Below are 24,519 nucleotides of genomic sequence, written 5' to 3'. Positions count from 1 at the left end.
GCTGCGTCTGCACCAGGCCGATCCGGGTAAATACTGAATAAAGCAGGCTGAAAGTGGTCAATCCTGAACATACAGATTGCTTTTGACCCGCAAGGAGGCTGACGTATGCTGTGGCTGCTTATCGCACTACTCGTATTTATTTTTCAAGCGGCAACGATTCTGCTTCTGGAATTCCGCAATCCTTACAAGACGGTCGCCTGGCTGTTTATTTTATTTTGCTGCCCGCTGATCGGTTTTGTCGTCTATTATTTTGTGGCCCAAGACTATAAGGCGAGGAAGAAGGTCCGGACGCAGGGGTCGCGCCTGTTTCAAGAGATTCGTCCCTTGATATGGAGTCAGGCGTCCTTGGTAAAGCGTGCCGGGGATATGCACAGCAAGGATTTTCAGCATCAGGAGCGCTTGTTTAATTTGTTGTCCCACCTGTCCGAAAGCCCGATTACGAGCTGCAACAAGAGCCGGGTGCTGACCGACGGGGAGGATACCTTTGGCGCGATGCTCGCGGCCATGGATAAAGCAGAAGATCACTTACATATTCAATTTTACATTTTCCGGGACGACGATATCGGGAACCGGTTCAAGGACATCATGGTGCGGAAGGCGAAAGCCGGGGTCAAGGTGAGGCTGATCTGCGACGGCTTCGGCAGCTACCGGCTTGGCCGCAGGCGCGGGTTCATTCAGGAGCTGAAGGAAGCGGGCGTGGAGTTTCACTTCTTCCTGCCGCCGCTTCTGGCGATGATCGACCGAAGGATCAACTACCGCAACCACCGCAAAATTATAGTCGTAGACGGAACCAAAGGCTTTGTCGGCGGGCTGAATGTTGGCGATGACTATTTGGGGAAGTATCAGAAAATGGGGTATTGGCGCGACACGCATCTGGAGATTGAAGGAGATGCCGTTTATTTTTTGCAAAACGTGTTTTTAAGCGACTGGCAGCTTGCTTCAGGCGAGCGGTTGTCGGACCCCGCCCTGTTTCCCGAGCATCAATGCGAAAGCGATGAACAGGTTCAAATCGTCAGCAGCGGACCCGATCAGGATTGGAATGCCATCCAGGAGATGTGCTTTGGCGCGATTACAGTCGCGAAAAAAAGGATTTGGATCACCTCGCCCTACTTTATTCCCGATCAGGGCATCTATGAAGGACTTAAAACCGCTGCGGTCAGCGGAGTGGACGTGCGGATCATCATTCCGCTCAAAGCTGATTCCAGGCTGGTGCATCTGGCTTCGCTATCCTATATTGAAGACCTGCTGCTGGCCGGAGTGAAGTTCTATCAATATCAGAAAGGCTTCATTCATGCCAAGGTCATGATCGTCGACGACCTGATGGCCTCGGTAGGTACCGCTAATATGGACATGCGGAGCTTTTTCTGCAATTTTGAGCTGACGGCGGCGATGTTCGAGCAATCCGCGATCGACCGGCTGGTGAAAGATTTCAAGGATGATATGCGCCAGAGCCATCAAATCGTAACCGAGGAGTTTCAGGCCCGGCCGTTTCGGCACAAGCTGGCGGAAGTTCTGTGCCGGATGCTGTCCCCGCTGCTATGACCAGCGCGATCCTGATGATGCTTCCAAGCCTAGTGCCGTGGAGCCCATAGAATGACGGATACGCCGGCCATGCACAGAGCCGCTCCGATCCAGTCGTAGGCGTCGGGCGTGTTTTTGTCGATCCACCAGCCCCACAGCAGGGCCAGGACGATAAAGATGCCCCCGTATGCAGCATAGACGCGGCCGAAAGAAGGGTAATTCTGCAGGGTGGGAATGATCCCGTACAGGATCAGGAGCAGGCTGCCAGCCGCGCCGAACCACCAGGGCCTCGCGTCCTTGATCCACAGCCACACCAGGTAGCCGCCGCCGATCTCAGCCAGCCCGGCTGCAATGAATAATAATAAGGATTTCATGATAGAAAAACTCCCATCCTGATTAATATACAGCTAAAAACTATGATATAATAAAGTAAGGGAATAATCACGGAAGTCCAGATTTCTAAGGCTGTATACGATGCTACCCGGGCGTTTCATGTCCCTTTATGCTACAACAATCTATAGAATCGGGGGGATTCGATGGCTGTACCTTCAAACCCGCAATCCACGGATAGACCAAACCTGCCGCAGGATTTGCAGCCGCTCAAGGCGCCGACCTCGAAAGCCAGAGTGTTCATGCGCATCCTGGTCATGCTGATCGGAGCCGGCTTGGTCTCTGTTGCACTGGAAGTATTCCTCGTAAACAATAACATCATTGACGGCGGGATAACGGGCATTTCCATTATGCTCTCCCACCTTTTTCATCTGCCGCTCGGTATTTTTCTTACGGTTCTCAACATTCCTTTCTTGTTTCTGGGTTACAAGCAAATCGGCAAGACATTTGCCTTCTCCACGCTGGCGGCTGTCCTGGTGATGTCGGTCGGCACCGCATTACTGGCACCCGTTAAGCCCATTACGTTCGACCCGCTGCTCGCGGCCATCTTCGGAGGTGTTATCCTTGGTGCGGGCGTCGGCCTGGTAATTCGGGCGGGGGGTTCCACGGACGGCAGCGAAATTGTTGCGATTCTCATCAACAAAAAGACGCCGTTCTCCGTCGGGGAGATCATCATGTTTATCAACTTCTTTATCCTGACGAGCGCGGGCTTTGTCTTCGGTTGGAATAACGCGATGTATTCGCTGATCGCCTACTTTATCGCCTTTAAAGTGATTGATATCACCAACGAAGGGATCGACCAGTCCAAATCCGTATGGATCATCAGTGATAAATACAAGGACATCGGTGATGCCCTCACCCAGCGCCTGGGACGCGGCGTTACGTATTTGGAAGGGGAAGGAGCCTACTCCGGGGACAGCAAAAAAGTGATCTTCGTGGTCATTACCCGTCTGGAAGAGGCCAAGCTGAAGGCCATCGTCGGTGATTGGGATCCGGATGCCTTCCTTGCGGTTGGTAATATCCATGACGTTAAGGGCGGCCGTTTCAAGAAAAAAGATATTCATTAGCGGGGCAGCAGCATCTGGACTGACCCGTGAAATGCAGCAAAGCCCGGAAGGTTATCTTCCGGGCTTTGCTGCGCTTAAATGGCGGATAACCTGTTCGATCGGCTGCGGGGCAAGCGCGGCGATCAGGTCGCCGTGGCGGGCGAGCCGCTCTTCGATGTTAAGCAGGTGAAAATCGGTCGGGGCAACATTGCTGTCCACTTCCTCCCAGTGCAGCGGGGTTGACACTGTTGCGCCCGGACGTGCCCTAGGGGTGTAAGGAGCGGCGAGTGTTTTTCCCTGATAGTGCTGAAGGTAATCGAAGTAGATTTTATCGCCGCGGTTTTTCTTGAGCCGCTCCAGGGTGAACAGCTCCGGGTGCTTCTCGGTCACGAACATGCCGACGAAATGTCCGACCGTGCGCAGCTCGTCGAACGTGATGCCTTCATTGATCGGCACGATGATCTGAATACCCGTCGCCCCGGACGTCTTCGGCACCGACTGCAGTCCGAGCGAGCTCAGCACTTTGCCGACGATGGACGCGGCTTCCATGATCCGCGGTTCGACCTCCCGCGAGGGGTCGAGGTCAATCATCCATTCGCAGGGGAGCGTGCTACCTGCGTAATGGAGGGACGGGTGAAACTCCAGCGCGGCCAGGTTGCCAAGCCACAGCAGTTCAGGCAGGCCGTTCAGCAGGATGTAGTTGATGCCGTCCTTCTCGGCCGTCTGCACAAAGGGAGGCAGCGGCTCCGGCGCATTTTTTTGATAAAAAAATTCGCCCGGCACCCCATGCGGATAGCGGATCGTCGTGAGCAGCCGGTTCCGGCAGTACTTCAGCAAATAGGGAGCGAGCGCTGCGAGCTTTTGCAAATAAATGGCCTTGGTAATGCCCATTTCCGGCCAGAGCGGCTTGTCGGGATTGGTGATGGGAATGTCTTGTCCCTCGATCGAAATCGTGCCTTTCACGGTTCGCGGCATACGGTTACCTCCAATACTTTTAGGCGGGATGCCATTTCTGGCCTGCATGATGGAACGTCACGGGCTTAGGTTGTCACAGTGATCCTTTGAAAGCTACGGATTCAGCCGGCAGTCCGCGGGGGAAACATCCACAAACGCCTGAATACTGGGCTGACGCAGGGTGCCGCCGGGGGTCCACTCCAGAAAATTCACCTTAACCACCCATTCGGGACGGATCCAGACCGCCCCTTTCTGCCGCTCCGGCTGATTGACGAAGGGGCGCTCCTTCACCGCCATGTCCGCGACCCGCTCGGTGATGCTGCGCCAGTCGGCCACCTTCAGCTTGCCCGTTCCGGCATGGCCGATATAGACCAGCCTCCCGTCGCCGGCATACAGGCCGAGCAGCAGCGCATTCACGATGCCGTCCCGGAACGTCACCCCGCCGACCACGGCGTTCACATCCTGGATGTTCTTCCGCTTCTGCCACCGCTTGTCCTTGCCGCCCAGGGCATAGACGCTGTTAACGTCTTTGATGACGATGCCCTCAAGCCGGTGCTGAACCGACACGTCATACAGCAGCGGGACGTCCGTATAGCTTGGCACGAGCTGGATGTGTCCACTGGGGATCACGGTTTCCGCAAGAAGCTCCTGACGCTCGCGCAGCGGACGCCCGGTTACCCATTCGCCGTTGTAATACAGGATGTCGAAGATCATATAGACGATCGGCACTTGCTGGACGCGGGCTTTGATTTGCTGCTCTAAGCGGAGGCTGTCCCGTTTCATAACCTGATGAAAGGAAGGCACCCCGTCTACCAGGGCGATGATTTCGCCGTCCAGAATGACCGAATCGGCACGGCAATAAGAAGCGATATCCAGCAGCTCGGGATACTGGCGCGTCCGGTTGTTCCCCTTGCGGTTCACGAGCTGGACCTCCTCGCCGTCGTAATAGGTGATCATCCGGACGCCGTCCCATTTGATCTGGGCGATCCACTGCTCTCCGGAAGGGAGGAGGTCCGTCATGATGGGTTCGAAAGGGATGATCGGGGTAAACGGCATCGATGATCCTCCGATCTAACCGTTACGAGACGGTTTCGTTTTTCTTGGCCGTCTTGCGGCGTTTCGGCTTGGGCCCTTCGCCGGCTGCGGCGGCAGGTTCCGCCGGATTGGCTTTGGCTTTGCCCCTGGCGGTCTTCTTGGCCGGGCCCGGGTCGGTCGCCACGGGCTTGGCCGCTTCGATGCTGGCCTGCAGGGCGGCCATCAAGTCGATGACATTCGTCTCCTGCTTCGCCGGAGCGATCTTGATCTCTTCGCCCGCCACCTTGTGCTCAATCAGATCGAGCAGACGCTCGCGGTAATCGTCCCCGTATTTTTTCGGCTCAAACGGAGTGGAGAGCTGCTCGATCAGCATTTGCGCCATGCCGAGCTCCTTATCGTTGACCTGGATATTTTCCGGCAGGTTCGGCACCTGGGAGACCGGGCGGATTTCGTCCGGGTAGAACATCGTTTCGATCGCAAGGCATTCATCCAGCACGCGGATCGCCGCGAGGCTGCTCTTGGAGCGGATGGAGATTTTGGCGATTCCGATCTTGCCGCTCTGCTGCATCGCCTCTTTCAGCAGCTGGTAAGCGTTGCCCCCGGCCTGATCCGGAGCGAGGTAATACGTCTTCTGGAAGTAGATCGGATCGATTTCGGACAGATCGACAAAGTCAAGGATGGCAATCGCCTTGTTGGCCTGCTCGGTAATCTGCTCCAGCTCCTCTTTTTCAAACAAAACGAACTTTCCCTTCTCATATTCATAGCCCTTCGCGATTTCTTCCCAGCCCACTTCCTCGTCGCAGACCGGGCATTTACGGACATAAGAGAGGGGGCTGCCGCACTCTTTATGGACGTACCTCATGGAAATATCTTTGTCCTCCGTGGCGGAGAACATTTTCACCGGGACGTGCACCAGACCGAAGCTGATCGCTCCCTTCCAGACGGTATGCATAGTTATCGCTCCTTTAACGCTTTTTCCTACTAGTATGGGGAAAATATCCCGTTTCTATAAGGCCCGCCGCCGATTTGGCCAGGGAAAAAATGAATGGTTTAACCGCCTGCGGGGCATATTGAACCCATGACCACATGCATGCTGAAGCGAGGAGGGAGCAAGGTTGAAGGACAGAAGACAGGACCCGGACGACGACAAGGAGCTGACGCTGGAAGCGCTCGAAAATTACGAGGCAGCCAGAGACGCGATCGAATCTGCGGATTATATCGATGCGGACAACGTCAATTGGCATAACGTAACCTCGCCGGATGAAGATATATCGCTGGATACCCATATGCTCGATATCGACCGGATGGTCAACGAGGGATTGGGCGGCGGCAACATTACGGCTGACAACGGCTACATCGGGGCGAGCACGACCGACACGATCGTCGTTGAACCGGGCATGATCGGTCCCGCGCAAGAGGGAGATCCCGAGGAAGGCTGAGGGTCCGGGCATTCGAGCAAAGTTCAAGCCATAAAGATTTACAAAGTAAAAATTCACGAGAGCGCCAGGTTCTAGCAAAGAATGCCAGGTTCTGCGCACAAATAACATATGATTCTACTATACAGGAGGCTGAAACCAAGATGGACGCTCAGCGCGCGCTGGATATTTATCAGGCAAAAGACACCATTCCCGTAAACCTGGAAGGGGTGCCGGTATGGATTGAAAAGGTGGATGTGGACAACGGGGTGGCCACGGTTCAGGTCGGGACCCGGCCTACCGACACCCAAACGGTGAATGTGGAACGTCTGAAGGAAGGATAAACCTGATTTCCCGTTATCCTTATGGATGAAGGAGAAGATGGATGTAAGCAAGCCGCTCGGGCTGCGGAGAGTATACTGCCGCCCTGGCGGCTTTTTGACGTCTGCTTCCGACGGGAGCACGAATAAGGCGCAGCGCAAAATCCCCGTATCCATCCCCGCGGGAGATGAGGTACAATGGACCTGCAAGCGGCCCAGGTTTCGGTTTGGAAAAGGAACGGGGCGGCAGAGAGGAGCTGGGTACATATGGGGGGAAGTCCGGTGGTCGCTGCCGGCAGAACGGCGGAGGTTCTGTCCTATCAGCCAGGCCAGGTGCTGAAGCTGTACCGGGAAGGCATGCCGCGGGGGACGGCGGAAGAGGAATATCAAATCAGCTTGAAGGTGTATAACACGGGAGTGATGACACCTCGGCCGGTTCGGCTTGCGGAGCTCGGCACCCGTTTTGGGGTGGTCTACGAGCAGGCATCCGGCATAACCATGCTACAGGCCATTTCCGTTAATCCGGACATCCTGCACGAAGAAGCGGCCCGGATGGCCAGACTTCATCTGGAGCTGCACGCCCGGGACATTTACGGCCTGCCGGAGCAGAAGACGGTGTTGAAAAACCGCATTCAGCATTCGCCTTCCTTGGCGGAAGAGGAGAAAGAGCGGATTGTGGCCTATCTGAAGCAGCTTCCGGAAGGATCGAAGCTGTGTCATGGAGATTTTCATCCGGACAACATCATTCTCGGAGAGAAGGATTGGGTCATTGACTGGATGACCGGCATGCGCGGGAATCCGGCCGGAGACGTTGCGCGAACTTTGGTGCTGCTCCAAATGGGCACCATGCCTGAAGGCACGCCGGATGAGGTCGTGAAGCAGTTCGCACGGATGAGGGAGGAGCTCGTCAAGGAGTATACGCGGCAGTACATCGGCAGCGGGAGCCTCAGCCAAGCGGATGTGGATGCCTGGCGGCTTCCGGTCGCGGCGGCCCGGCTGACGGAATGGATTCCCGAAGCCGAGAAGGCCAATCTGCTCGCTTTGGTGCGCGAGGCACTGGAAGACGGATCTGTGGCATGATCCGGTTGGACAAAATAAGGCATATAGCAGGCGGTCCCGGTTTCAACCGGACCGCCTTTTCGTATTTTGTATGGAAGCATGGATGGGATGAGGGCTACACCGCGTTCTGAAGCAGCAGGGAACCGGGAACGTCGATCCGGTATCCTTTAACCAGCGTTTCCCCATTGGTTGTATCGGTCTCATAGTGCCGCTGGAACCCGAGCCTCTCATACAGCTTTACGGCCGAGGCCATCATGTCGGAAGTGTGGAGGTTAAGCGTCGTGGCTCCAAGCTCCAGCGAACGGCGCGCCGCTTCCCGAATAAGCGCAGTGGCCACCCCGCGTCCCCTCGCAGAAGGATGAACGGCCAGGAGGCGGATGATCGGCGAATGAATGCCCATCTCCGGATTGCCGTAAGCGGCTTCCGAGGAGAGGAACATCTGGACGCTTCCGATGATCCGGCCGTCGATTTCGGCAACGATTCGGGCATATGGGGCGTTCCCATAGACGGAATTCCGGATGGAATCCCGGTACTGCTCCCACCGTTCCTGGGGCATATCAAAGGCATACTGCTGATAGGATTCCAGCATCACTTCGGCAATCAATTCGCGTTCGGAATCCTTGGCGTCCCGGAGGATCAATTCTTCTGGATTCATCGCTTTCACTCCTTTTGGAAGGGATTCAGGTAATTTAGTGTGAGCTCAGTATAGCAGGTAATACCAACTATTCGCATCGGAAAATAAAATAATTAATTTACAGATCAAAAAAATCTATAAGGTTCAATGCTTCGGCAATGGAAGCCTAGGCAGATCCGGATGATCCCCTAAAATCCAAAAATAGGCGTCGCTCCGGCCTTTTTTCACTCTAACGGAAGAGCCCGTTATGAAAATTAACGATTGACAATATTTTGCCACCTGCCTAAGATAAGGATAATTTATACCCTTTTTCAGGTTTAAAACCACCTAAATTCATTGGAATAGTGAGTGATAAAACTTCGGGGGTGTTACCTTGAACATCGAAAACATGGAGGCTTTTGTGTACATCAACCATTACGGCAGCTTCAACAAGGCTGCGGATGTACTGTTTCTGTCCCAGCCCACGGTCACTGCGCGCATTCAGTCGCTGGAACGCGAGCTTGATTGCCGGCTGTTCGACCGTCTGGGCAAACAGATCCATCTGACGGAAAAAGGCAAGCAATTTCTCCCCTACGCCCAGCAAATTCTCCAGACCTACCAGAAGGGCAAGCACCACCTCCAGTCCAAACGGGCCATGCCCAACGAACTGCGGATCGGCAGCACTGTCTCCGTATCCAACTATTTGATGCCCCATCTGCTGATGGGACTGACCCGGCGTTTTCCCGATATCAAATTCAAGCTGACCACAGCGCCAACCGACGAGCTGGCCGCCAAGCTGTCAGCCGGGGAACTCGATCTGGCCTTTGTTCGCAAGATGATGAATCCCGCGTTCCAGTCCTATCCTTTTTACGAAGACCCCATTCGCCTGTATGTCTACCCTGATCACCGCCTCGCCTCGGCCGGCCGGGCGTCCATCCGGGAAATCCGCCACGAAACGCTGGTATTTTTCGAGTGCGGCTCCCTTGACTGGCTGCGGATTCACCGGGTGTTCGAAAGCCTGGATCAGCCGCCGAACATCGTTTATCAGGTCGACAACTCTGAAACGGCGAAGAAGCTCGTTCTGGAGCGGGCGGGCATCTGCTTTCTTCCCGGCCTCTGCGCCAGGCAGGAGGAGGAGAGGGGCAGCCTCGTTCCCGTGGACATCACCGAAACAGCGGGTGTCTCGCTGCAGACCAACCTGATTTCGCTCACCGGCGAGAACACGGATATCCTTGAATTTCTGCTGGATTTGAAGCAGTCGTCCGTCCCATTAATGAATTACATGATCGGATAGAAAAACTCTATTAGACGCGTTGTGCAAATCGCGGTAAAGTTATTGACAACATAATCCTTACTAAATCTATAGGAATTATCAAACAAGAGAAAATGGGAGCCATATGAAAGGGGATGAGGTCGTGAGAAAAACATTAGCAGTCGTTGCAGGGATCATGCTGGCAGGGGTGATTGCCGGGTGCGGATCCGGATCGAAGGGCGGGGAAACGTCCGCGGATACGGCGGCGAACGCCGCCGCAGGAGGAGCCGTCAAAAAAATCGTCGTAGGCACAGGCACGGCCTTTCCGAAAATTTGCTTTATCGATGAGAACGGAAAGCTGACCGGCTTCGACGTAGAGCTGGTGCGTGAGATCGACAAGCGCCTGCCGGACTACGAGTTCGATATCCAGACGCAGGAGTTTTCCAATCTGCTGCTCAGCCTGGAGACGAAGAAGATCGATTTTGTGGCGCATGAAATGGAGAAAAACCCGGAGCGGACGGAAAAGTACCTTTTTAACAAAGAGCCGTATGCCCACTGGAGAAACAAGATCATCGTTGCCAAGGACAACGATTCAATCCACTCGCTGGACGATCTGAAGGGCAAAAAAGTGTTAACCGGCGCTACAAGCGCGGAAGCCCAAATTCTCGAGAACTACAACAAGGAACACGATAATGCGATCCAAATTGTCTATCAAAACGGCGCCGCCAACGATACCGTGAATCAAATTACGACCGGACGGGTGGACGCGACGATCGGAGCGGACTTCTCGCTGCCGCTGATCGACCCGCAGGGCAAGCTGAAAGTCACCGGCGACGACCAGTCCGAGCATGACATTCTGTTCGTCTTCCGGAAGGACGATCCGGAAGAGCAGAAGCTGGCCGATGCGGTAGACGGGGCGATCAAGGAGCTGAAGCAGGACGGAACGCTTGGTAAGCTGAGCAAGGAATGGCTCGGCAGCGACTTTACGGCGGATAAATAGTCCGGACGAAACCAGGAAGGGGGCAGGTTGTAACATGGGGGCACCGTTCGATTTCTCATTTGTGCTCAGCTTTTTCCCGAAGCTGGCATCGACGCTGGGCATCACCCTGCTGATCGTTGCAGGCTCGCTGGTGGTGGGGATGCTGGTCGGTTTTCTGATCGCCCTTCCCCGGCTGTACCGGATACCGGCACTGCGAACGTTCTCTCAGGTGTACGTCTCTTTCTTTCGGGGTACGCCGATTCTGATCCAGCTGTTCCTGTTCTACTACGGACTGCCGGAGATCTTGAAGCTCATCGGGATCGACATGTCAAAAGCGCCGGTGCTCGTGTTTGTCATCCTGACGTACGGTCTTCACACCGGGGCCTTCATGTCGGAGATGATCCGGGCGTCGGTCATGGCGGTGGACCGGGGGCAGCTTGAGGCGGCTTATGCCGTGGGGATGACAGGCCGTCAGGCGTTTACCCGGATCGTCCTGCCCCAGGCTCTGGCGATCGCCGTCCCGGTATTCTCGAACCTGGTGATCGCCCTGCTGAAGGATACGTCGCTGGCCTTTACGCTCGGCGTGATGGAGATGACGGGAAAAGCGCAGACGCTCGGTTCGGTCACCCAGCATTTTATCGAGTCTTACATCGCTTTGGCGCTCATTTACCTGGTTGTGAGCTTTACCCTGGAGAAGCTGCTCAAGGCCCTGGAGGTCCGCCTCTTGCGGCATGAGCTTCCGGATACGCCGGCACGATCCGGCTTCCGGATCCAGAAGAAAGGGTCCTACCGGCGCGTGGTCGCGGGAATTGGAACGGAGAAAGGAGGCGCTGAGCTGTGAAAATCGACGTTTCGTTTATTTGGACCGCCTTTGTCCACCTGCTGTCCGCCATACCAACCACCCTTCTCATTACCGCCGTCTCTGTGACGGCCGGTTTTATCATCGGGCTGATCGGAGCCGTGGTGCGGATCTACAAAGTCCCGGTGTTCAGCCAGATCGCCACGGCTTATGTGACCTTCATCCGCGGCACGCCGATGCTTACGCATCTGCTGCTTATTTATTTCGGGCTGCCGGTCATCGTCGACGCGGTATCCGCCGCTCTTGGGCTGGGCTTCAAATCCTCGTCCATTCCGATGATCGGCTTTGCCTTCATTTCCTTTTCTATCACGGCGGGAGCCTATATGTCCGAGGTGATACGCTCCGGCCTGCTCGCCGTGAACCGCGGCCAGCTGGAGGCGGCCTATTCCATCGGCATGACGACGCCGCAGGCACTGCGCCGCATCGTGCTGCCCCAAGCGCTGGCCGTCAGCCTGCCGAATCTGTCGAATTCGGTGATCGGAATGCTGCATGGCTCGACGCTCGCTTTTACCGTATCGGTCGTGGACATTAACGCCAAAGCGCAAATCGTGGCGTCGACCAACTGGAAGTTCTTCGAGGCGTACCTGGCGGCTGCGGCCATTTTCTGGGGGCTGACGCTTCTGATCGAAAGGCTGACGGCACTGCTGGAGAAACGCATCAATCTGTACAATCGGGGGGGAGTGGCATGATCAAGCTGACGAATATATCCAAGTCTTTCGGCCGGAACCCGGTGCTGAAATCGATTGATTTGACCGTGAACAAAGGGGAGGTCGTCGTCATTCTGGGGCCGAGCGGCTCCGGCAAAACGACGCTGCTGCGGTGCGTGAACTACCTGGAGAAGCCGAGCAGCGGAGAGATTGCCATCGGCGACTTCCGGATGAATGCGGAGCATGCGTCAAAGAAGGACATCCACGCGCTCCGGCAAAAAACGGCGATGGTATTCCAGCAGTACAATCTGTTCAAGCATAAGACGGCGATCGAGAACGTGATGGAGGGCCTCGTCATCGTCAAAAAAATACCGAAGGACGAAGCGCGCAAGCGCAGCGCAGCGCTCCTGGAGAAGGTGGGGCTGGCGGGCAAGCTGGACGCCTATCCGAGCCAGCTGTCGGGCGGGCAGCAGCAGCGCGTCGGCATCGCCCGGGCACTGGCCTTGGAACCGGAGGTCATCCTGTTCGACGAGCCGACATCGGCGCTGGATCCCGAGCTCGTCGGCGAGGTGCTGGAGGTCATCCGCAAAATTGCCAAGGAGGGCATCACCATGATCGTCGTGACGCATGAAATGGGCTTCGCCCGGGATGTGGCGAACCACGTCGTGTTTATGGACGGGGGAGTCATCGTGGAGGAAGGGCCGCCGGCCCAGCTGTTCAACCATCCCCGCGAAGAACGGACCAAGCAGTTTCTGAAGCGGATTACGCCGGAACTGAACTACAGCATTTAGGAGGAGATCCATATGAGCATTACAATTAGCGTTCTGGATCAAAGCCCGGTTTATCCCGGAGAGACTTCCGCGGAGGCGTTCGAGCATACGATACGGCTGGCCCAGAAATCCGAGGCGCTCGGGTTCCGGCGGTTCTGGGTGTCGGAGCATCACGATTCCGATCATGTAGCGGGCTCCTCGCCGGAGGTGCTGATTTCTTACCTGCTGGCCAAAACCCAAACGATCCGCATCGGATCGGGCGGCGTTATGCTTCAGCATTACAGCCCGTATAAGGTGGCGGAGAACTTCAATGTGCTGGCGTCCCTGGCGCCCGGCCGGGTCGACCTCGGCATCGGCCGCGCTCCCGGAGGGCTGCCGCGGAGCACACAGGCGCTGCAGCGCGGAGCCGGGGATTCCGCTTCCCTGACGGATAAAATCGTGGAGCTGGGCAAGCATCTCCACAATCGGCTGGAGACGGACCATCCGCTGCACGGGCTGCGCGCCACTCCGCTGCCGGAGGCGGCCCCCGAACTGTACGTGCTGGGCGCCAGCGTAGGCAGCGCGGAGATCGCAGCCGGCCTGGGGCTGCCCTATGTATTCTCCCTGTTCATCAACGGGGATGAAGCGACCGCGCTGGCGGCCATTCGCGCCTACCGGGACGCATTTGACGATTCGCACGGAACCCGGCCGCAGGTCATCGTGGCGCTGTCCGTCGTCGTGGCGGACAGCGTGGAAGAAGCTGTTGAGCTTGCCGGGTCCCACAAGCTCGTGAAGATTCACCTCGCCAGCGGCCGTACGCTGACGGTCGGTACGCTGGAGCAGGCCGAGGAATTCGGCCGCCAGGCCAATGAGCCTTATACCGTCGAGGAGCAGGAGCCCTCGGTGCTGAAGGGCACGAAGGAAACCGTCCGCGAGAAACTGCTTGAGCTTCATCGGACGTCGGGGATCGACGAGTTCGTCGTCACGACCAACATCCAGCCTTTCGACAAGCGGCTCCGTTCGTTTGAACTGTTGGCGGAAGCGCTGGCCGAAGTGCCGGCAGAGGCTTGAGGCTGTGAGCGGGACAGGGCGCGGGTCAAATCCGCCTAAGTACCCTTAGACATCAGTAAAGGAGGATGGCGACATGCCGAGCGATGCTGTACGAACCCCCTCCGTCGCGGGGGTGGACCGCTTGATCGAAATCCGCCGGGAGCTGCACCGCTTTCCGGAGCTGTCCGGCGAGGAATATGAAACGACGCGCCGGATCCGGGGCTGGCTGAGCGAAGCAGGCATCCGGATTCTGGACCTTCCGCTGGCCACCGGCGTGGTGGCCGAGGTCGGCGGTCTGCAGCCAGGGCCGGTCATCGCGCTGCGCGCGGACATCGACGCGCTTCCGGTCCAGGAAGAGACGGGACTCCTGTTCGCGTCAGAGAATGAAGGCAAAATGCATGCCTGCGGGCATGATTTTCATACCGCCGCCCTGATCGGGACGGCATACGCGCTGAAAGCCCGTGAAGACGGGCTCAACGGCACCGTCCGGCTGATCTTTCAGCCGGCCGAGGAGAAGGCGAAGGGCGCGAAGCAGGTCATCGACAGCGGCGCGCTGGAAGGAGTGCAGGCCATTTTCGGCATGCACAACAAGCCCGATCTTCCCGTCGGGACGATCGGGATCAAGGAAGGACCGCTGATGGCGGCGGCCGACGGCTTCATCGTCGAAGTCGCCGGGAAGGGCTCGCATGCGGCCGTTCCGGAGGCCGGGCTGGACCCGATCGTGACGGCTTCGCATATCATTACGGCGCTGCAGTCGGTGGTGAGCCGAAGCATCAGCTCCCTGAGCAGCGCGGTGATCAGCGTCACGAAGCTGCACAGTGGAACGACGTGGAACGTCATTCCGGAGCAGGCGCTCCTCGAGGGCACGATCCGCACGTTTGATCAGCAGGTACGCGAGCAGGTGCTGACGCGGTTCGAGCAGGTCGTCCGGGGCGTGGCGGAAGCCTTCGGCACCACGGCCGCGGTCCGTTGGATCGAAGGGCCGCCGCCGGTGGACAATGACCCCGCTCTGGCCGAGCTTGGCACAGCCGCAGTCGAGGCAGCGGGATACCGGGCGATCGTGCCGGTTCCTTCACCCGCCGGGGAGGATTTTGCCGTCTACCAGCAAGCGGTTCCCGGGTTGTTCGTCTTCATGGGGACGGAGGGGAGGCAGGAATGGCATCACCCCGCCTTTGATTTGGATGAGCAGGCGATCCCGGTCAGCGTCGCCTTTTTTACGCAGTTAGCCGAAGACGCCCTGGCGCATTTCGGCCACGGGGGTGCGTCGAAATAGCCATGGGGAGATTGTACGACGTCATTGTTGCAGGAGCGGGCTCGGTCGGTATGAGCGCCGGATATTATCTGGCCCGGCGCGGAGTGAAGACACTGCTGATCGATGCGTTTGACCCGCCGCACCAGGAGGGGAGCCACCACGGGGAGCCGCGCCTGATCCGCCACGCTTACAGCGGCGATCCGGTCTATACGGAAATGGCGATCCGCGCGCACCGGCTCTGGAACGAAGTCGAGGATCTGACCGAGACGAAGCTGCTCGTCCAATCCGGCGTGCTGAACCTCGCCGACAGCGGCCTGTATTCCTACAGGGAGCGGATCGAGCTGGCCAAGCGGCACGGGATCCATCCCGAATGGCTGGACGCGGCGGAGATCCGCAGACGCTGGCCCGAGCTGCGCGTACCGGATTCGTTCGAAGCGATGTATGAGCCGGCCGCCGGATATCTGCACAGCGAACGCTGCGTCGGAGCTTACCGCAAGCTGGCCCTTTCCAAAGGCGCGGAGCTGCTGACTTACGCGAAGGTCCGGGGCATCGGGGCGCATCAGGACGGGGTCACTGTGTCGACAAAGGAGGGCACCTACCATGCCTCGTTCGCGGTTCTGAGCGCCGGCGCCTGGTTCGGCACGCTGTCCCCGTTCGTGAACCTCCCGGTTCGGGCCGTCCGCAAAACGGTGGGGTGGTTCGAGACGAACACCCCCGCCTTCGATAACGGACGGTTCCCCGGGTTCACGCTGAATGCGCTGGAGGGCTCCTATTACGGCTTCCCGAGTATCGGCGGGGCCGGGCTCAAAATCGGCCGGCACGACACCGGGCATGCCTGGCAGCCTGGCGGGGAGCTGGCACCCTTCGGCACGCTCTCCGAGGACGAAGGCGACTTGAGGCGCGCCTTGAATGCCTACATGCCGGGAGCTTCGGGCCGGTTGAAGCGGGGAGCGGTATGCAAATACGAAATGTCGCCCGACGAGGGTTTTATCATCGACCGGCATCCGGAGCACCCGCATGTATGGGCAGCGGGCGGATTTTCGGGGCATGGCTTTAAATTTTCGAGCGCGGTCGGCAGCCTGCTGGCGGACCTGATCGTGGACGGCCGCAGTCCGCATCCTATCGCGCCGTTCTCCCTGTCCCGGTTTCATCCATCGCCCGCCGGCGGTGCGAAATCACCCGTATCCTAATTCAAGGTTGGAAGGAGCGTTCATATGAGTGAGGTTCAAATCGACAAATTCAGCGGCACGCACCGTCAGCTGCTCGCAGCCATCGAAGGTCTGAGCGAGGAGCAGCTGACCTGGAAGCGGGCGCCGGAAGTATGGAGCGTGCAGGAGGTCCTCTCGCACCTGACCGATCACAGCATTGTGACCTCGTTTCGCATCCGCGATATTCTTGCGGGTACGACAGCACAGCTGCCGGCGTTCGAACAGGACGCCTGGGTCAGCGGCCAGCATGCCAATCAGGGCAGCACGCCGGACATCCTGGGTGCGTTCCACGCGCTGCTCACGTACAACACGCTGCTGCTCCAGCGGCTTACGCCCGAAGACCTGGCGAAAACCGGCGTGAATCCTAGAGGGCAGACCGTCAGCGTCGCCGATTTGGTTAACGGATTTATCCGGCACGTGGAGAACCACTTGGGGCAAATCGATCGGATTAAGCAGGCGGCCGCCTTGGTCTGAAACCTTTCCGGGAAGGTGGCTGGAATGATGGGTGAAGCGAATAGGCCGCGAAGCGCATACCATTGGAAGCCATTGAGGATGACATAACTGGTGCGGCGCTTGGTAACGCTTGAAGAATTTCAAATGGCAAAGGTTACGTGAATTCTTTATCCATAATAGAATCGCTTTTTAACTAAAGGAGGATGGAAGAAATGGCCAAGAAAAGACAGTTGAAGCTCGGCGCGCTGCTGCACGGTGTCGGAGGGGGAACCTCCATGTGGCGCCATCCGGACGCCCGGCCCGACGCCAGCGTCAATTTTGAGATTTACAAACATTGGGTCCAAAAAGCCGAGGAAGGGAAGATGGACCTCATCTTTATCGCGGACGGCTTGTATATTAACGAAAAATCGATCCCGCATTTTCTGAACCGTTTTGAGCCGATCACGATTTTGAGCGCGCTCGCGTCCGTCAGCAAGAACATCGGGCTCGTCGGCACGTTATCCACCTCCTACAGCGAGCCCTTTACCGTATCCCGCCAGTTCGCTTCGCTCGACATGATCAGCGGCGGGCGCGCCGGCTGGAACATCGTGACGTCCCCGCTGGAAGGATCGGCACTGAACTATAGCAAGATGGAGCATCCCGAGCACGACAAGCGCTACCGGATCGCGACCGAATTCCTGGAAGTGGCCCGGGGGCTGTGGGATTCGTGGGAGGACGACGCGTTTGTGCGGAACAAGGAAACCGGGGTATTCTTCGATCCGGAGAAAATGCACACCTTGAACCACGAAGGCGAGTTTTTCTCGGTCAAAGGGCCGCTGAACATCGCCCGCTCCAAGCAGGGGCAGCCGGTCATTTTTCAGGCGGGCTCGTCTGAGGTCGGCAAAAACTACGCTTCGAAGGAAGCGGACGCCGTCTTTACGGGGCACGAAAAGCTGGAGGATGCAAAAGCCTTTTATCAGGACGTCAAAACCCGCGCCGCTTCGTTTGGCCGCAATCCGGACGACGTGCTGATCTTCCCGGGCATCAGCCCGATTATCGGCAGCACGCCGGAGGAAGCCGAGCAGAAGTATCAGGAGGTCGCCAGCCTGGTGACGATCGAAAATGCGCTGAACTACCTTGGCCGGTTTTTCGAGCATCACGACTTCTCCCAGTATCCGCTCGACGAGCCGTTCCCGGATCTTGGCGATCTCGGCAAGAACAGCTTCCAAAGCGGCACGGACAAAATCAAAAAGGACGCCAAGGAAAAAGGCCTGACGCTTCGGCAGGTGGCGCTGCAGTCGGCTACGCCGCGCGGCAATTTTATCGGAACCGCGGAGCAGGTTGCGGACCACATTCAGGAGTGGTACGAGGAAGGCGCGGCTGACGGCTTCATGATTACGGCCGCCGTGCCGAAAGGGCTGGAGGAATTCGTGGATCAGGTGGTGCCGATTCTGCAGGAACGCGGCATTTACCGGACCGAATACGAGAGTGACACGCTGCGCGGCAATCTCGGGCTGGCGGTGCCGGAGAACCGGTATGCCGGAGCCAAGGCCGCGGCGGGACGTTCTTAAAGGAGCGGACGATGATCGGGCTGACACGAGCGGATGAACTGATGGAATTCGCCGGAGGGCTCCGTGAGGAGCTCGTCCGGATTCGGCGGGACCTGCACCGCCATCCTGAGCTGTTGTACGATGTGGTCCGCACCTCGGGCATCGTGGCCGGCCTGCTGGAATCCTGGGGGATCGAGGTCAGGCGCGGCGTCGGCAAGCACTTTGGCATGGGGGTCGTCGGAACGCTGCACGGTACCGGCGGCAGCGGCCCGACCCTGCTGCTTCGCGCCGACATGGACGCGCTTCCGATCCAAGAGGAGAATGAGGCCGAGTACCGCTCGGTCCATGAGGGCGTCATGCATGCCTGCGGCCATGACGCGCACACGGCGATGCTGCTTGGCGCGGCCCGGACGCTGGCCGCGCACCGCCACCGGATCCGTGGGACGATCCGGTTCGTGTTTCAGCCGGCGGAGGAAGGCGCGCTGCGAAGCCCGCTGGACGGGCGGCTGCTGTCAGGCGGCCGCGACATGATCGAGGACGGCGTGCTGGAAGGCGTCGACCAATGCTTCGCGCTGCATGTCATGCCGGAGCTGCCCGTCGGCACGCTCGGCGTGCATCCGCGCGAAGCGATGGCGGCTTCCAGCCATTTCACCGTCCGGTTTCAGGGCGCGTCCGGGCATCACAGCGCCCCACACCAGGCGGTGGACGCCCTGCAGATGGCGGCGCGGTTCGTCACCGAGGTGAACGGCCTGATGGCGAACCGGGTTAATCCCGCAGAAGCAGCCGTTCTTGCGTTCGGCACGCTGCATGCCGGGACGGCCGTGAACGTCATTGCAGCCGACAGCGAGCTGAAGGGGACCTTCCGGGCCTTCCGGAAGGAAACCGTTGCGGCGATTACGGAAGGGCTTCGGCGTCTGGCCGCCACCATCGCGGAAGCGGCTGGAGGAAGTTACTCCATGGAGCTGCGCGAAGGCATCACCGTCGTGAATGACGACGCTGCCGTCCGTCGGATCATGGCTGCTGCGCGGCAGGTGCTCGGCGAGGAGCGGGTGAGCTTCCTCGATCCACCCAGCCTGGCCGGCGAAGATTTCGGCTGGTACCTGGACCGCATTCCCGGCGCCTTCGCTTTTATCGGCTGCGGGAACAAGGAAGCGGGAATCGTGCATGCGATCCACCAGCCCCGGTTTGACCTTGACGAGGACGTCCTGGTCCACGGGGTCCGGATTTTGGTGAAGCTGGCAGTCTCAAACCCATCCCATGAGGAGGAATGACGATGACGAAAATAACATTTATTGTGGGGAGCCCGACGCATGGGTCCCGCCTGTTCGCTTTAACCCAGTTTTTTGAGGACCGGCTGGCGCTGGCCGGATACGGGATCGATTTCATCTCGGCGGCGGATTTACCGGCAGAGGACTTGCTCCGCGCGGACTTCAACAGTCCGGTGATCCGGCAGGTGATTGCGGCCGTGGAAGAAGCGGACGCGGTCATTATCGCGAGCCCGGTATATAAAGCTTCCTACTCGGGGGCGCTGAAGACGATTCTGGACGTCATTCCACAGAAGGGCCTGCAGGGCAAACTGGTGCTGCCGCTGTTTATCGGGGGCACGATCGCCCATCTTCTGGCTGTGGATTATGCGCTGAAGCCGGTGGTAGCCGCACTGGGCGGCACGCATATTCTCGGCGGCGTATTCGCCGTGGACGGATGGATCACGCGCCTGGAGAACGGCGGTTTCGAGATCAAGGAAGAGCTGAGGGAGCGCCTGGAGTCCGCATTAACCGAGCTTCGCAGTGAGCTTACCCGTTACGCAGCATTAACGCCGGCTGAAGAGCAGGCCGTCTGACCTCTAATTCATCCCCCCTGTTCTCCACATACAATACAGAGCTGTCCGAAACAACCCTGAGAACCGCGGTCCGCCAAGCACGGATCGGGGTTTTTCACATACCCGGAAAAGCCCGCAGTGTAAAGCCTTATAGAGAATGGATAATCATGAATAGAAGATTTTAATACGGTATTGTAGCCCGAAAGGCATAGATGGTACAGTATCAGCAATAATCCCGACTATACTCATTGGAAAAATAATATTGGAATCATCGCGGGTCATCTTTTGGAGTCATTTCAGGCATTAACTCAAATTTAAACAAGATGGAGTGAGAGAACTATGGGCAAAAATAGACAGCTTCGACTGGGGGCCACCATACACGGCGTGGGCAGCAGCCACACCGCCTGGAGACATCCGCAAATTCCTTCGGATGCGAGTGTAAATATTTCGTTCTATACGCAGCAGGCCCAGAAGGCGGAAGCAGGCAAGTTCGACTTTGTTTTCATCGCCGACGGACTGTATATCAACGAAAAGTCGATTCCGCACTTTTTAAACCGGTTTGAGCCGATTACGATCTTGTCCGCGCTCGGCGCGGCCACTTCCCGGATCGGGCTTGTCGGCACGCTGTCGACCTCTTACAGCGAACCGTTCACGGTCGCCAGGCAGTTCGCCTCCATCGACCACATCAGCGGCGGGCGCGCCGGGTGGAACGTCGTGACTTCACCACTGGAGGGAACCGCGCTGAATTTCGGCGGCCGGCCGCATCCGGCTCATTCCGAGCGGTACCGGATCGCGGAAGAGTATCTCGAGGTGGTCAAGGGGCTGTGGGACTCTTGGGAAGACGACGCGTTTGTGCGGGATAAGGAGGGCGGGGTGTTCTTCGATCCGGACAAATTGCACCAGCTGAACCATGAAGGCGAGTTCTTCTCCGTGCAGGGGCCGCTGAACATTGCGCGTTCCCGGCAGGGGCAGCCGGTCGTATTCCAGGCGGGCTCCTCGGACAGCGGCCGCAACCTGGCGGCGAAAACGGCGGACGCTGTGTTCACCGGTCCGGAGACGATTGAGGAGGCCAAGGCCTTTTACCGGGACGTGAAGCAGCGGGCAGCCGCACACGGGCGCGCTCCGGAGGAAATTCTGATCTTTCCGGGCATCGGACCGATCGTGGGCCGTACGGAGGAGGAAGCCGAGCGCAAATACCAGGAGATCGCCGGGCTGGTGACGGTCGAGAAGGCGTTGGAATACCTCGGGCGTTACTTTGAGCACCACGACTTTTCCCAATACCCGCTGGATGAGCCGTTTCCCGACCTGGGTGATTTCGGCTCAAACAGCTTCCGGAGCACGACCGACCGTATCAAGAAACGCGCCAAAGAGGATCATTTGACGCTGCGCGAAGTTGCGCTGCAGGAAGCGACACCGCGGACGGTGTTTATCGGGACGCCGGAGAAGGTGGCGGATTTGGTCCAGCAGTGGTTTGAGGAAGAGGCCGCCGACGGTTTTATTATCGGATCCGGCGTACCGGGCGGATTGGACGACTTCGTTGAGCTGGTGGTGCCGATTTTGCGTGGGCGTGGGTTGTTCCGCACGGAATACGAGGGAGATACGCTGCGGGGAAATTTGGGCCTGCCGGTGCCTGAGAACCGCTATACGAAGCAAAAGGCACTGTCCTAAACAGGACGGGGGCTTCGTGACGAGGGCTCTGCCAAGTCCCTGTGCACTGCATGCAAACGATATTTGGATCTGAAGGGAGTCTGAGAGAGATGAAGTTTTATTCGAAAAACAGGCGTAAATCGGCAGCAGCCGCTCTGCTGGTCTTGGTTATGCTGCTGTCCGCTTGCGGAGGCAAGCCAACGGCTTCCCAAGGGCAGACGGAGAGCGGGGCGGCACCGGCCGTACAGGGAGCATCCGCCCAGGGCGGCGAGCTCACCTACGCTCTGGCGACGTCACCGGATACACTGGACCCGCACCGCAGCGGCCTGGCCGTCGCGGTCCGCGTCATCCGCACCATCTACGACAGCCTGGTCGTTCAGCTGCCGGACAATACGATCAAGCCGTGGCTGGCAACGGAATGGACCATTTCAGACGATGGGCTTAGCTACACGTTCAAGCTGCGTAAGGACGTCAAGTTCCAGGACGGAACGCCGTTTAACGCCGAGGCGGTCAAGTTTAACTTCGACCGGATTCTGGATCCCGCCACCAAAGCGGCGAATGCGGCCGCCCTGCTTCAGCCCTACAAGTCCTCCGAGGTCATCGACGAGTACACGATCAAGCTGAATTTGTCGACGCCTTCACGGGCTTTTCTGGGCAATCTGAGCCAGGCACTGCTTGGCATTGTGTCGCCAACTGCAGCCAAGCAATACGGGGACCAGCTGGGGCAGCATCCGGTTGGCACGGGGCCGTTCAAATTCGTGAAATGGGATGAGAATGCCGACATCAAGGTCGAGCGCAATCCGGACTACGCCTGGGCGCCGGAGATCGTGACCAATACGGGGGCGTCTTACCTCGAAGGTATCGATTTCAAAATCGTACCGGAAGAGGCCACCCGGATCGGCAGCGTGCAGAGCAAGCAGGTGCTTGCCGCGGAGACAGTGCCGCCGCAGAATATCCTGTCCCTGAAGCAGGATCCGAATTTTCAGCTGCTGCAGGCAAATACGCTCGGCCTGCCGTACACGCTGTTCTTCAACCAGGAGCGCGCGCCGTGGAACGAGCTGAAGGCAAGGCAGGCGGTTCAGCTGGCCGTGGACGTGGACGCTATCGTCAAGACGCTGTACCTGGGTACGTACGAGCGGGCTTGGTCCCCGCTGACCCCGGGCACTTTCGGTTATGACCCGTCGCTGGAAAACTCGGTCAAACCGGATATCGCCAAGGCGAATCAGCTGCTTGATGAGCTGGGATGGGTCAAGGGGGCGGACGGCGTCCGGACCAAGGACGGGAAGAAATTGACCCTGCATTACGTCGACGGTACCCCAAACCGGGAGAAGCGCAACGACATCGCGGTCATGGTGCAGCAGCAGTTGAAACAGATCGGCGTGGACGTCGAGGTCGAGATTACAAAGGATGTCCGCACCGTGGTCTACACCAACGGAAACTATGATTTGTACGGGAACAGCCAGGTCAACTCCGATCCGAACGCGCTGTATTCCTTCTACCACTCCTATGACCCGAAAAGCCGGCCGACGCTGCCGAGACTTGCCAGTCCGGAAGTCGATAAGTGGCTGGAAGAGGGACGGGTCGAAAAGGACGATACCAAGCGCGAGGAGCTGTACAAGAAAATTCAGCATTATATCATCGACAATGCGGTCATTCTGCCAATCTACGTATTCCCGTATACGGTGGCCGCTTCCAAATCGGTGCAGGGGCTTACCTTTGATTCCCTGGGGTACCCGCTGTTCAACGACGTATCTTTGCAAAAATAGAAAGGAGGCTTGAGGCGGCATGCTGTGGATGGTAACCCGGCGCCTGTTTACGTCGCTCCTCGTCATTGTCGGCTCGCTCGTTTTGGTGTTCACGATCCTCTACGTTCTTCCCGGGGATCCGACCGACAACATGGTCGACCCCTCGATGGCGACGCCGGAGGTCATTGCGAACTTAAGGCATCAGCTGGGCGTGGACCAGCCGTTTCACATCCAGCTTCTCCATTACTTCGGAAGCATTCTGCAGGGGGATTTCGGCAAATCTCTGCTGAATTCCGATCCGGTGCTGCCCAAAATCGCCGAGAGCTTCCCCGCTACCCTGGCCCTGACCGGAGCCAGCGTACTGGTGTCCGTGACCGTGGGTCTGCTGCTGGGCGTCCTGTCGGCCATTCACCGGAATGGGGCGATTGACATCATTGCCCGCGTCATCGGCCTGTTCGGCATTTCCATGCCGACCTTCTGGTCGGGCATCCTGCTCATCCTGATCTTCTCCATTACGCTGGGCTGGTTTCCGGCGATGGGTTCGGACGGGTGGCGGACGCTGGTTCTGCCCGCGCTGGCGCTCGGCACGGTCGGGAGCGGCTTTATTATCCGGATGGTCCGCAACAGCATGCTGGAGGTCATCAGCGAACAGTTCATCGTGACGCTTCGTTCCAAGGGCTTGGCGGAGCGGGCGGTCATGTACCGTCACGCGCTGCGCAATGCGCTGATTCCGGCCGTCACCATGACGGGCATGCTGATCGGTGACATGCTGGCCGGCACGGTTGTCGTCGAGACGGTGTTTTCCCGCCAGGGTATCGGGCGGATCATTTCGGACGCGATCATGGCCAAGGATCTCCCGGTGGTCCAGGGCGTCATTTTGTTCTCAGCCATCATCTATACGCTGGTTAATCTGCTGGTGGATCTGTCCTATACGTTGATCGATCCGCGCGTGAGACGTTCAACATGAACCTTAGGAG

General features: G+C 58.2%; 25 protein-coding genes. 20 read left to right on the top strand and 5 right to left on the bottom strand.

Going from position 1 to position 24,519, the window contains the following annotated elements; all coding sequences use genetic code 11:
• Nucleotides 1–105: 105 nt before the first annotated feature.
• The gene (cls, locus tag FHS19_RS21515) at nucleotides 106–1,542 is read left to right on the top strand and encodes a cardiolipin synthase (RefSeq protein WP_183583804.1); all 1,437 of its coding nucleotides are present in this window, start codon (nucleotides 106–108) and stop codon (nucleotides 1,540–1,542) included.
• A gap of 29 nt (nucleotides 1,543–1,571) precedes the next feature.
• On the opposite strand, the gene FHS19_RS21510 is transcribed toward cls, so the two are convergent.
• Nucleotides 1,572–1,895, bottom strand: coding sequence for a YnfA family protein (locus FHS19_RS21510; protein ID WP_221224018.1), 324 nt, complete (start codon nucleotides 1,893–1,895; stop codon nucleotides 1,572–1,574).
• 258 nt (nucleotides 1,896–2,153) lie between these two features.
• Between FHS19_RS21510 and FHS19_RS21505 the strand changes: the two genes are divergently transcribed.
• Nucleotides 2,154–2,978, top strand: coding sequence for a YitT family protein (locus tag FHS19_RS21505; protein ID WP_246426764.1), 825 nt, complete (start codon nucleotides 2,154–2,156; stop codon nucleotides 2,976–2,978).
• Nucleotides 2,979–3,029: 51 nt separating this feature from the next.
• On the opposite strand, the gene ligD is transcribed toward FHS19_RS21505, so the two are convergent.
• From ligD to ku, 3 genes are all read right to left on the bottom strand, one after another.
• Nucleotides 3,030–3,932, bottom strand: a complete 903-nt coding sequence (ligD, locus tag FHS19_RS21500) for a non-homologous end-joining DNA ligase (protein WP_183583802.1) — start codon at nucleotides 3,930–3,932, stop codon at nucleotides 3,030–3,032.
• A gap of 93 nt (nucleotides 3,933–4,025) precedes the next feature.
• Nucleotides 4,026–4,967: an ATP-dependent DNA ligase gene (locus FHS19_RS21495; RefSeq protein WP_183583801.1), complete on the bottom strand. Its 942-nt coding sequence runs from the start codon at nucleotides 4,965–4,967 to the stop codon at nucleotides 4,026–4,028.
• Nucleotides 4,968–4,989: 22 nt separating this feature from the next.
• Nucleotides 4,990–5,898 (bottom strand): non-homologous end joining protein Ku, encoded by a 909-nt coding sequence (ku, locus tag FHS19_RS21490; RefSeq protein WP_183583800.1) that lies wholly within the window; start codon nucleotides 5,896–5,898, stop codon nucleotides 4,990–4,992.
• Between the two features lie 163 nt (nucleotides 5,899–6,061).
• Here ku and FHS19_RS21485 point away from each other — a divergent pair, with 163 nt between their 5' ends.
• The 3 genes from FHS19_RS21485 to FHS19_RS21475 all read left to right on the top strand — a co-directional run bounded on the left by FHS19_RS21485 (nucleotide 6,062) and on the right by FHS19_RS21475 (nucleotide 7,761).
• On the top strand, nucleotides 6,062–6,385 hold the full coding sequence (locus FHS19_RS21485; RefSeq protein WP_221224069.1) for a hypothetical protein: 324 nt from the start codon (nucleotides 6,062–6,064) through the stop codon (nucleotides 6,383–6,385).
• A gap of 140 nt (nucleotides 6,386–6,525) precedes the next feature.
• Nucleotides 6,526–6,705, top strand: a complete 180-nt coding sequence (locus FHS19_RS21480; protein WP_094595213.1) for an H-type small acid-soluble spore protein — start codon at nucleotides 6,526–6,528, stop codon at nucleotides 6,703–6,705.
• Between the two features lie 174 nt (nucleotides 6,706–6,879).
• Nucleotides 6,880–7,761 carry a phosphotransferase family protein gene (locus tag FHS19_RS21475; protein WP_183583799.1) on the top strand — a complete coding sequence of 294 codons (882 nt, stop codon included), beginning with the start codon at nucleotides 6,880–6,882 and terminating at the stop codon, nucleotides 7,759–7,761.
• A gap of 94 nt (nucleotides 7,762–7,855) precedes the next feature.
• Here the strand turns inward: FHS19_RS21475 and FHS19_RS21470 are convergent, their stop codons facing one another.
• The gene (locus FHS19_RS21470; protein WP_183583798.1) at nucleotides 7,856–8,395 is read right to left on the bottom strand and encodes a GNAT family N-acetyltransferase; all 540 of its coding nucleotides are present in this window, start codon (nucleotides 8,393–8,395) and stop codon (nucleotides 7,856–7,858) included.
• Nucleotides 8,396–8,747: 352 nt separating this feature from the next.
• Between FHS19_RS21470 and FHS19_RS21465 the strand changes: the two genes are divergently transcribed.
• The 15 genes from FHS19_RS21465 to FHS19_RS21395 all read left to right on the top strand — a co-directional run bounded on the left by FHS19_RS21465 (nucleotide 8,748) and on the right by FHS19_RS21395 (nucleotide 24,509).
• Entirely contained in the window at nucleotides 8,748–9,647 is a 900-nt protein-coding gene (locus FHS19_RS21465; protein ID WP_183583797.1) for a LysR family transcriptional regulator, read from the top strand.
• A 154-nt stretch (nucleotides 9,648–9,801) separates the two neighbouring features.
• Nucleotides 9,802–10,605, top strand: a complete 804-nt coding sequence (locus FHS19_RS21460) for a transporter substrate-binding domain-containing protein (RefSeq protein WP_376771947.1) — start codon at nucleotides 9,802–9,804, stop codon at nucleotides 10,603–10,605.
• 34 nt (nucleotides 10,606–10,639) lie between these two features.
• Nucleotides 10,640–11,425 carry an amino acid ABC transporter permease gene (locus tag FHS19_RS21455; RefSeq protein ID WP_183583795.1) on the top strand — a complete coding sequence of 262 codons (786 nt, stop codon included), beginning with the start codon at nucleotides 10,640–10,642 and terminating at the stop codon, nucleotides 11,423–11,425.
• On the top strand, nucleotides 11,422–12,132 hold the full coding sequence (locus tag FHS19_RS21450; RefSeq protein WP_183583794.1) for an amino acid ABC transporter permease: 711 nt from the start codon (nucleotides 11,422–11,424) through the stop codon (nucleotides 12,130–12,132). Before FHS19_RS21455 ends, FHS19_RS21450 begins: the two co-directional genes overlap by 4 nt.
• A complete protein-coding gene (locus FHS19_RS21445) occupies nucleotides 12,129–12,881 on the top strand; it encodes an amino acid ABC transporter ATP-binding protein (RefSeq protein WP_183583793.1) in 753 nt (250 codons plus the stop codon). The genes FHS19_RS21450 and FHS19_RS21445 overlap by 4 nt, the downstream gene beginning before the upstream one ends.
• Before the next feature lie 12 nt (nucleotides 12,882–12,893).
• On the top strand, nucleotides 12,894–13,910 hold the full coding sequence (locus FHS19_RS21440; protein WP_183583792.1) for an LLM class flavin-dependent oxidoreductase: 1,017 nt from the start codon (nucleotides 12,894–12,896) through the stop codon (nucleotides 13,908–13,910).
• A gap of 73 nt (nucleotides 13,911–13,983) precedes the next feature.
• Nucleotides 13,984–15,162 (top strand): amidohydrolase, encoded by a 1,179-nt coding sequence (locus tag FHS19_RS21435; protein ID WP_183583791.1) that lies wholly within the window; start codon nucleotides 13,984–13,986, stop codon nucleotides 15,160–15,162.
• A gap of 2 nt (nucleotides 15,163–15,164) precedes the next feature.
• Nucleotides 15,165–16,331 (top strand): N-methyl-L-tryptophan oxidase, encoded by a 1,167-nt coding sequence (gene solA / locus FHS19_RS21430; RefSeq protein ID WP_183583790.1) that lies wholly within the window; start codon nucleotides 15,165–15,167, stop codon nucleotides 16,329–16,331.
• A gap of 24 nt (nucleotides 16,332–16,355) precedes the next feature.
• On the top strand, nucleotides 16,356–16,823 hold the full coding sequence (locus FHS19_RS21425) for a DinB family protein (RefSeq protein WP_183583789.1): 468 nt from the start codon (nucleotides 16,356–16,358) through the stop codon (nucleotides 16,821–16,823).
• Nucleotides 16,824–17,014: 191 nt separating this feature from the next.
• Nucleotides 17,015–18,352: an LLM class flavin-dependent oxidoreductase gene (locus FHS19_RS21420; RefSeq protein WP_183583788.1), complete on the top strand. Its 1,338-nt coding sequence runs from the start codon at nucleotides 17,015–17,017 to the stop codon at nucleotides 18,350–18,352.
• Between the two features lie 11 nt (nucleotides 18,353–18,363).
• A complete protein-coding gene (locus tag FHS19_RS21415) occupies nucleotides 18,364–19,602 on the top strand; it encodes a M20 metallopeptidase family protein (protein WP_183583787.1) in 1,239 nt (412 codons plus the stop codon).
• 2 nt (nucleotides 19,603–19,604) lie between these two features.
• A complete protein-coding gene (gene ssuE / locus FHS19_RS21410; RefSeq protein ID WP_183583786.1) occupies nucleotides 19,605–20,171 on the top strand; it encodes an NADPH-dependent FMN reductase in 567 nt (188 codons plus the stop codon).
• A 318-nt stretch (nucleotides 20,172–20,489) separates the two neighbouring features.
• Entirely contained in the window at nucleotides 20,490–21,818 is a 1,329-nt protein-coding gene (locus tag FHS19_RS21405; protein WP_183583785.1) for an LLM class flavin-dependent oxidoreductase, read from the top strand.
• A gap of 89 nt (nucleotides 21,819–21,907) precedes the next feature.
• Nucleotides 21,908–23,563: an ABC transporter substrate-binding protein gene (locus tag FHS19_RS21400; protein WP_183583784.1), complete on the top strand. Its 1,656-nt coding sequence runs from the start codon at nucleotides 21,908–21,910 to the stop codon at nucleotides 23,561–23,563.
• A gap of 19 nt (nucleotides 23,564–23,582) precedes the next feature.
• Entirely contained in the window at nucleotides 23,583–24,509 is a 927-nt protein-coding gene (locus tag FHS19_RS21395) for an ABC transporter permease (protein WP_183583783.1), read from the top strand.
• Nucleotides 24,510–24,519: the final 10 nt, after the last annotated feature.

Origin of the sequence: Paenibacillus rhizosphaerae (assembly GCF_014192015.1) — a bacterium.
GTDB lineage: Bacteria > Bacillota > Bacilli > Paenibacillales > Paenibacillaceae > Paenibacillus_AQ > Paenibacillus_AQ rhizosphaerae.
This window is presented reverse-complemented; position numbering and strand designations above follow the sequence as displayed.

Bases quoted from the DNA above. Each gene is read 5' to 3' on its own strand.
- FHS19_RS21425 (WP_183583789.1), top strand. From the start codon at position 16,356: ATGAGTGAGGTTCAAATCGACAAATTCAGCGGCACGCACCGTCAGCTG.
- FHS19_RS21475 (WP_183583799.1), top strand. From the start codon at position 6,880: ATGGACCTGCAAGCGGCCCAGGTTTCGGTTTGGAAAAGGAACGGGGCG.
- ku (WP_183583800.1), bottom strand. From the start codon at position 5,898: ATGCATACCGTCTGGAAGGGAGCGATCAGCTTCGGTCTGGTGCACGTC.
- FHS19_RS21510 (WP_221224018.1), bottom strand. From the start codon at position 1,895: ATGAAATCCTTATTATTATTCATTGCAGCCGGGCTGGCTGAGATCGGC.
- FHS19_RS21415 (WP_183583787.1), top strand. From the start codon at position 18,364: ATGATCGGGCTGACACGAGCGGATGAACTGATGGAATTCGCCGGAGGG.
- FHS19_RS21470 (WP_183583798.1), bottom strand. From the start codon at position 8,395: ATGAATCCAGAAGAATTGATCCTCCGGGACGCCAAGGATTCCGAACGC.
- FHS19_RS21395 (WP_183583783.1), top strand. From the start codon at position 23,583: ATGCTGTGGATGGTAACCCGGCGCCTGTTTACGTCGCTCCTCGTCATT.
- FHS19_RS21420 (WP_183583788.1), top strand. From the start codon at position 17,015: ATGGCCAAGAAAAGACAGTTGAAGCTCGGCGCGCTGCTGCACGGTGTC.
- ssuE (WP_183583786.1), top strand. From the start codon at position 19,605: ATGACGAAAATAACATTTATTGTGGGGAGCCCGACGCATGGGTCCCGC.
- FHS19_RS21455 (WP_183583795.1), top strand. From the start codon at position 10,640: ATGGGGGCACCGTTCGATTTCTCATTTGTGCTCAGCTTTTTCCCGAAG.
- FHS19_RS21495 (WP_183583801.1), bottom strand. From the start codon at position 4,967: ATGCCGTTTACCCCGATCATCCCTTTCGAACCCATCATGACGGACCTC.
- ligD (WP_183583802.1), bottom strand. From the start codon at position 3,932: ATGCCGCGAACCGTGAAAGGCACGATTTCGATCGAGGGACAAGACATT.
- FHS19_RS21400 (WP_183583784.1), top strand. From the start codon at position 21,908: ATGAAGTTTTATTCGAAAAACAGGCGTAAATCGGCAGCAGCCGCTCTG.
- FHS19_RS21445 (WP_183583793.1), top strand. From the start codon at position 12,129: ATGATCAAGCTGACGAATATATCCAAGTCTTTCGGCCGGAACCCGGTG.
- FHS19_RS21480 (WP_094595213.1), top strand. From the start codon at position 6,526: ATGGACGCTCAGCGCGCGCTGGATATTTATCAGGCAAAAGACACCATT.
- FHS19_RS21435 (WP_183583791.1), top strand. From the start codon at position 13,984: ATGCCGAGCGATGCTGTACGAACCCCCTCCGTCGCGGGGGTGGACCGC.
- FHS19_RS21505 (WP_246426764.1), top strand. From the start codon at position 2,154: ATGCGCATCCTGGTCATGCTGATCGGAGCCGGCTTGGTCTCTGTTGCA.
- FHS19_RS21405 (WP_183583785.1), top strand. From the start codon at position 20,490: ATGGGCAAAAATAGACAGCTTCGACTGGGGGCCACCATACACGGCGTG.
- FHS19_RS21440 (WP_183583792.1), top strand. From the start codon at position 12,894: ATGAGCATTACAATTAGCGTTCTGGATCAAAGCCCGGTTTATCCCGGA.
- FHS19_RS21460 (WP_376771947.1), top strand. From the start codon at position 9,802: ATGCTGGCAGGGGTGATTGCCGGGTGCGGATCCGGATCGAAGGGCGGG.
- cls (WP_183583804.1), top strand. From the start codon at position 106: ATGCTGTGGCTGCTTATCGCACTACTCGTATTTATTTTTCAAGCGGCA.
- solA (WP_183583790.1), top strand. From the start codon at position 15,165: ATGGGGAGATTGTACGACGTCATTGTTGCAGGAGCGGGCTCGGTCGGT.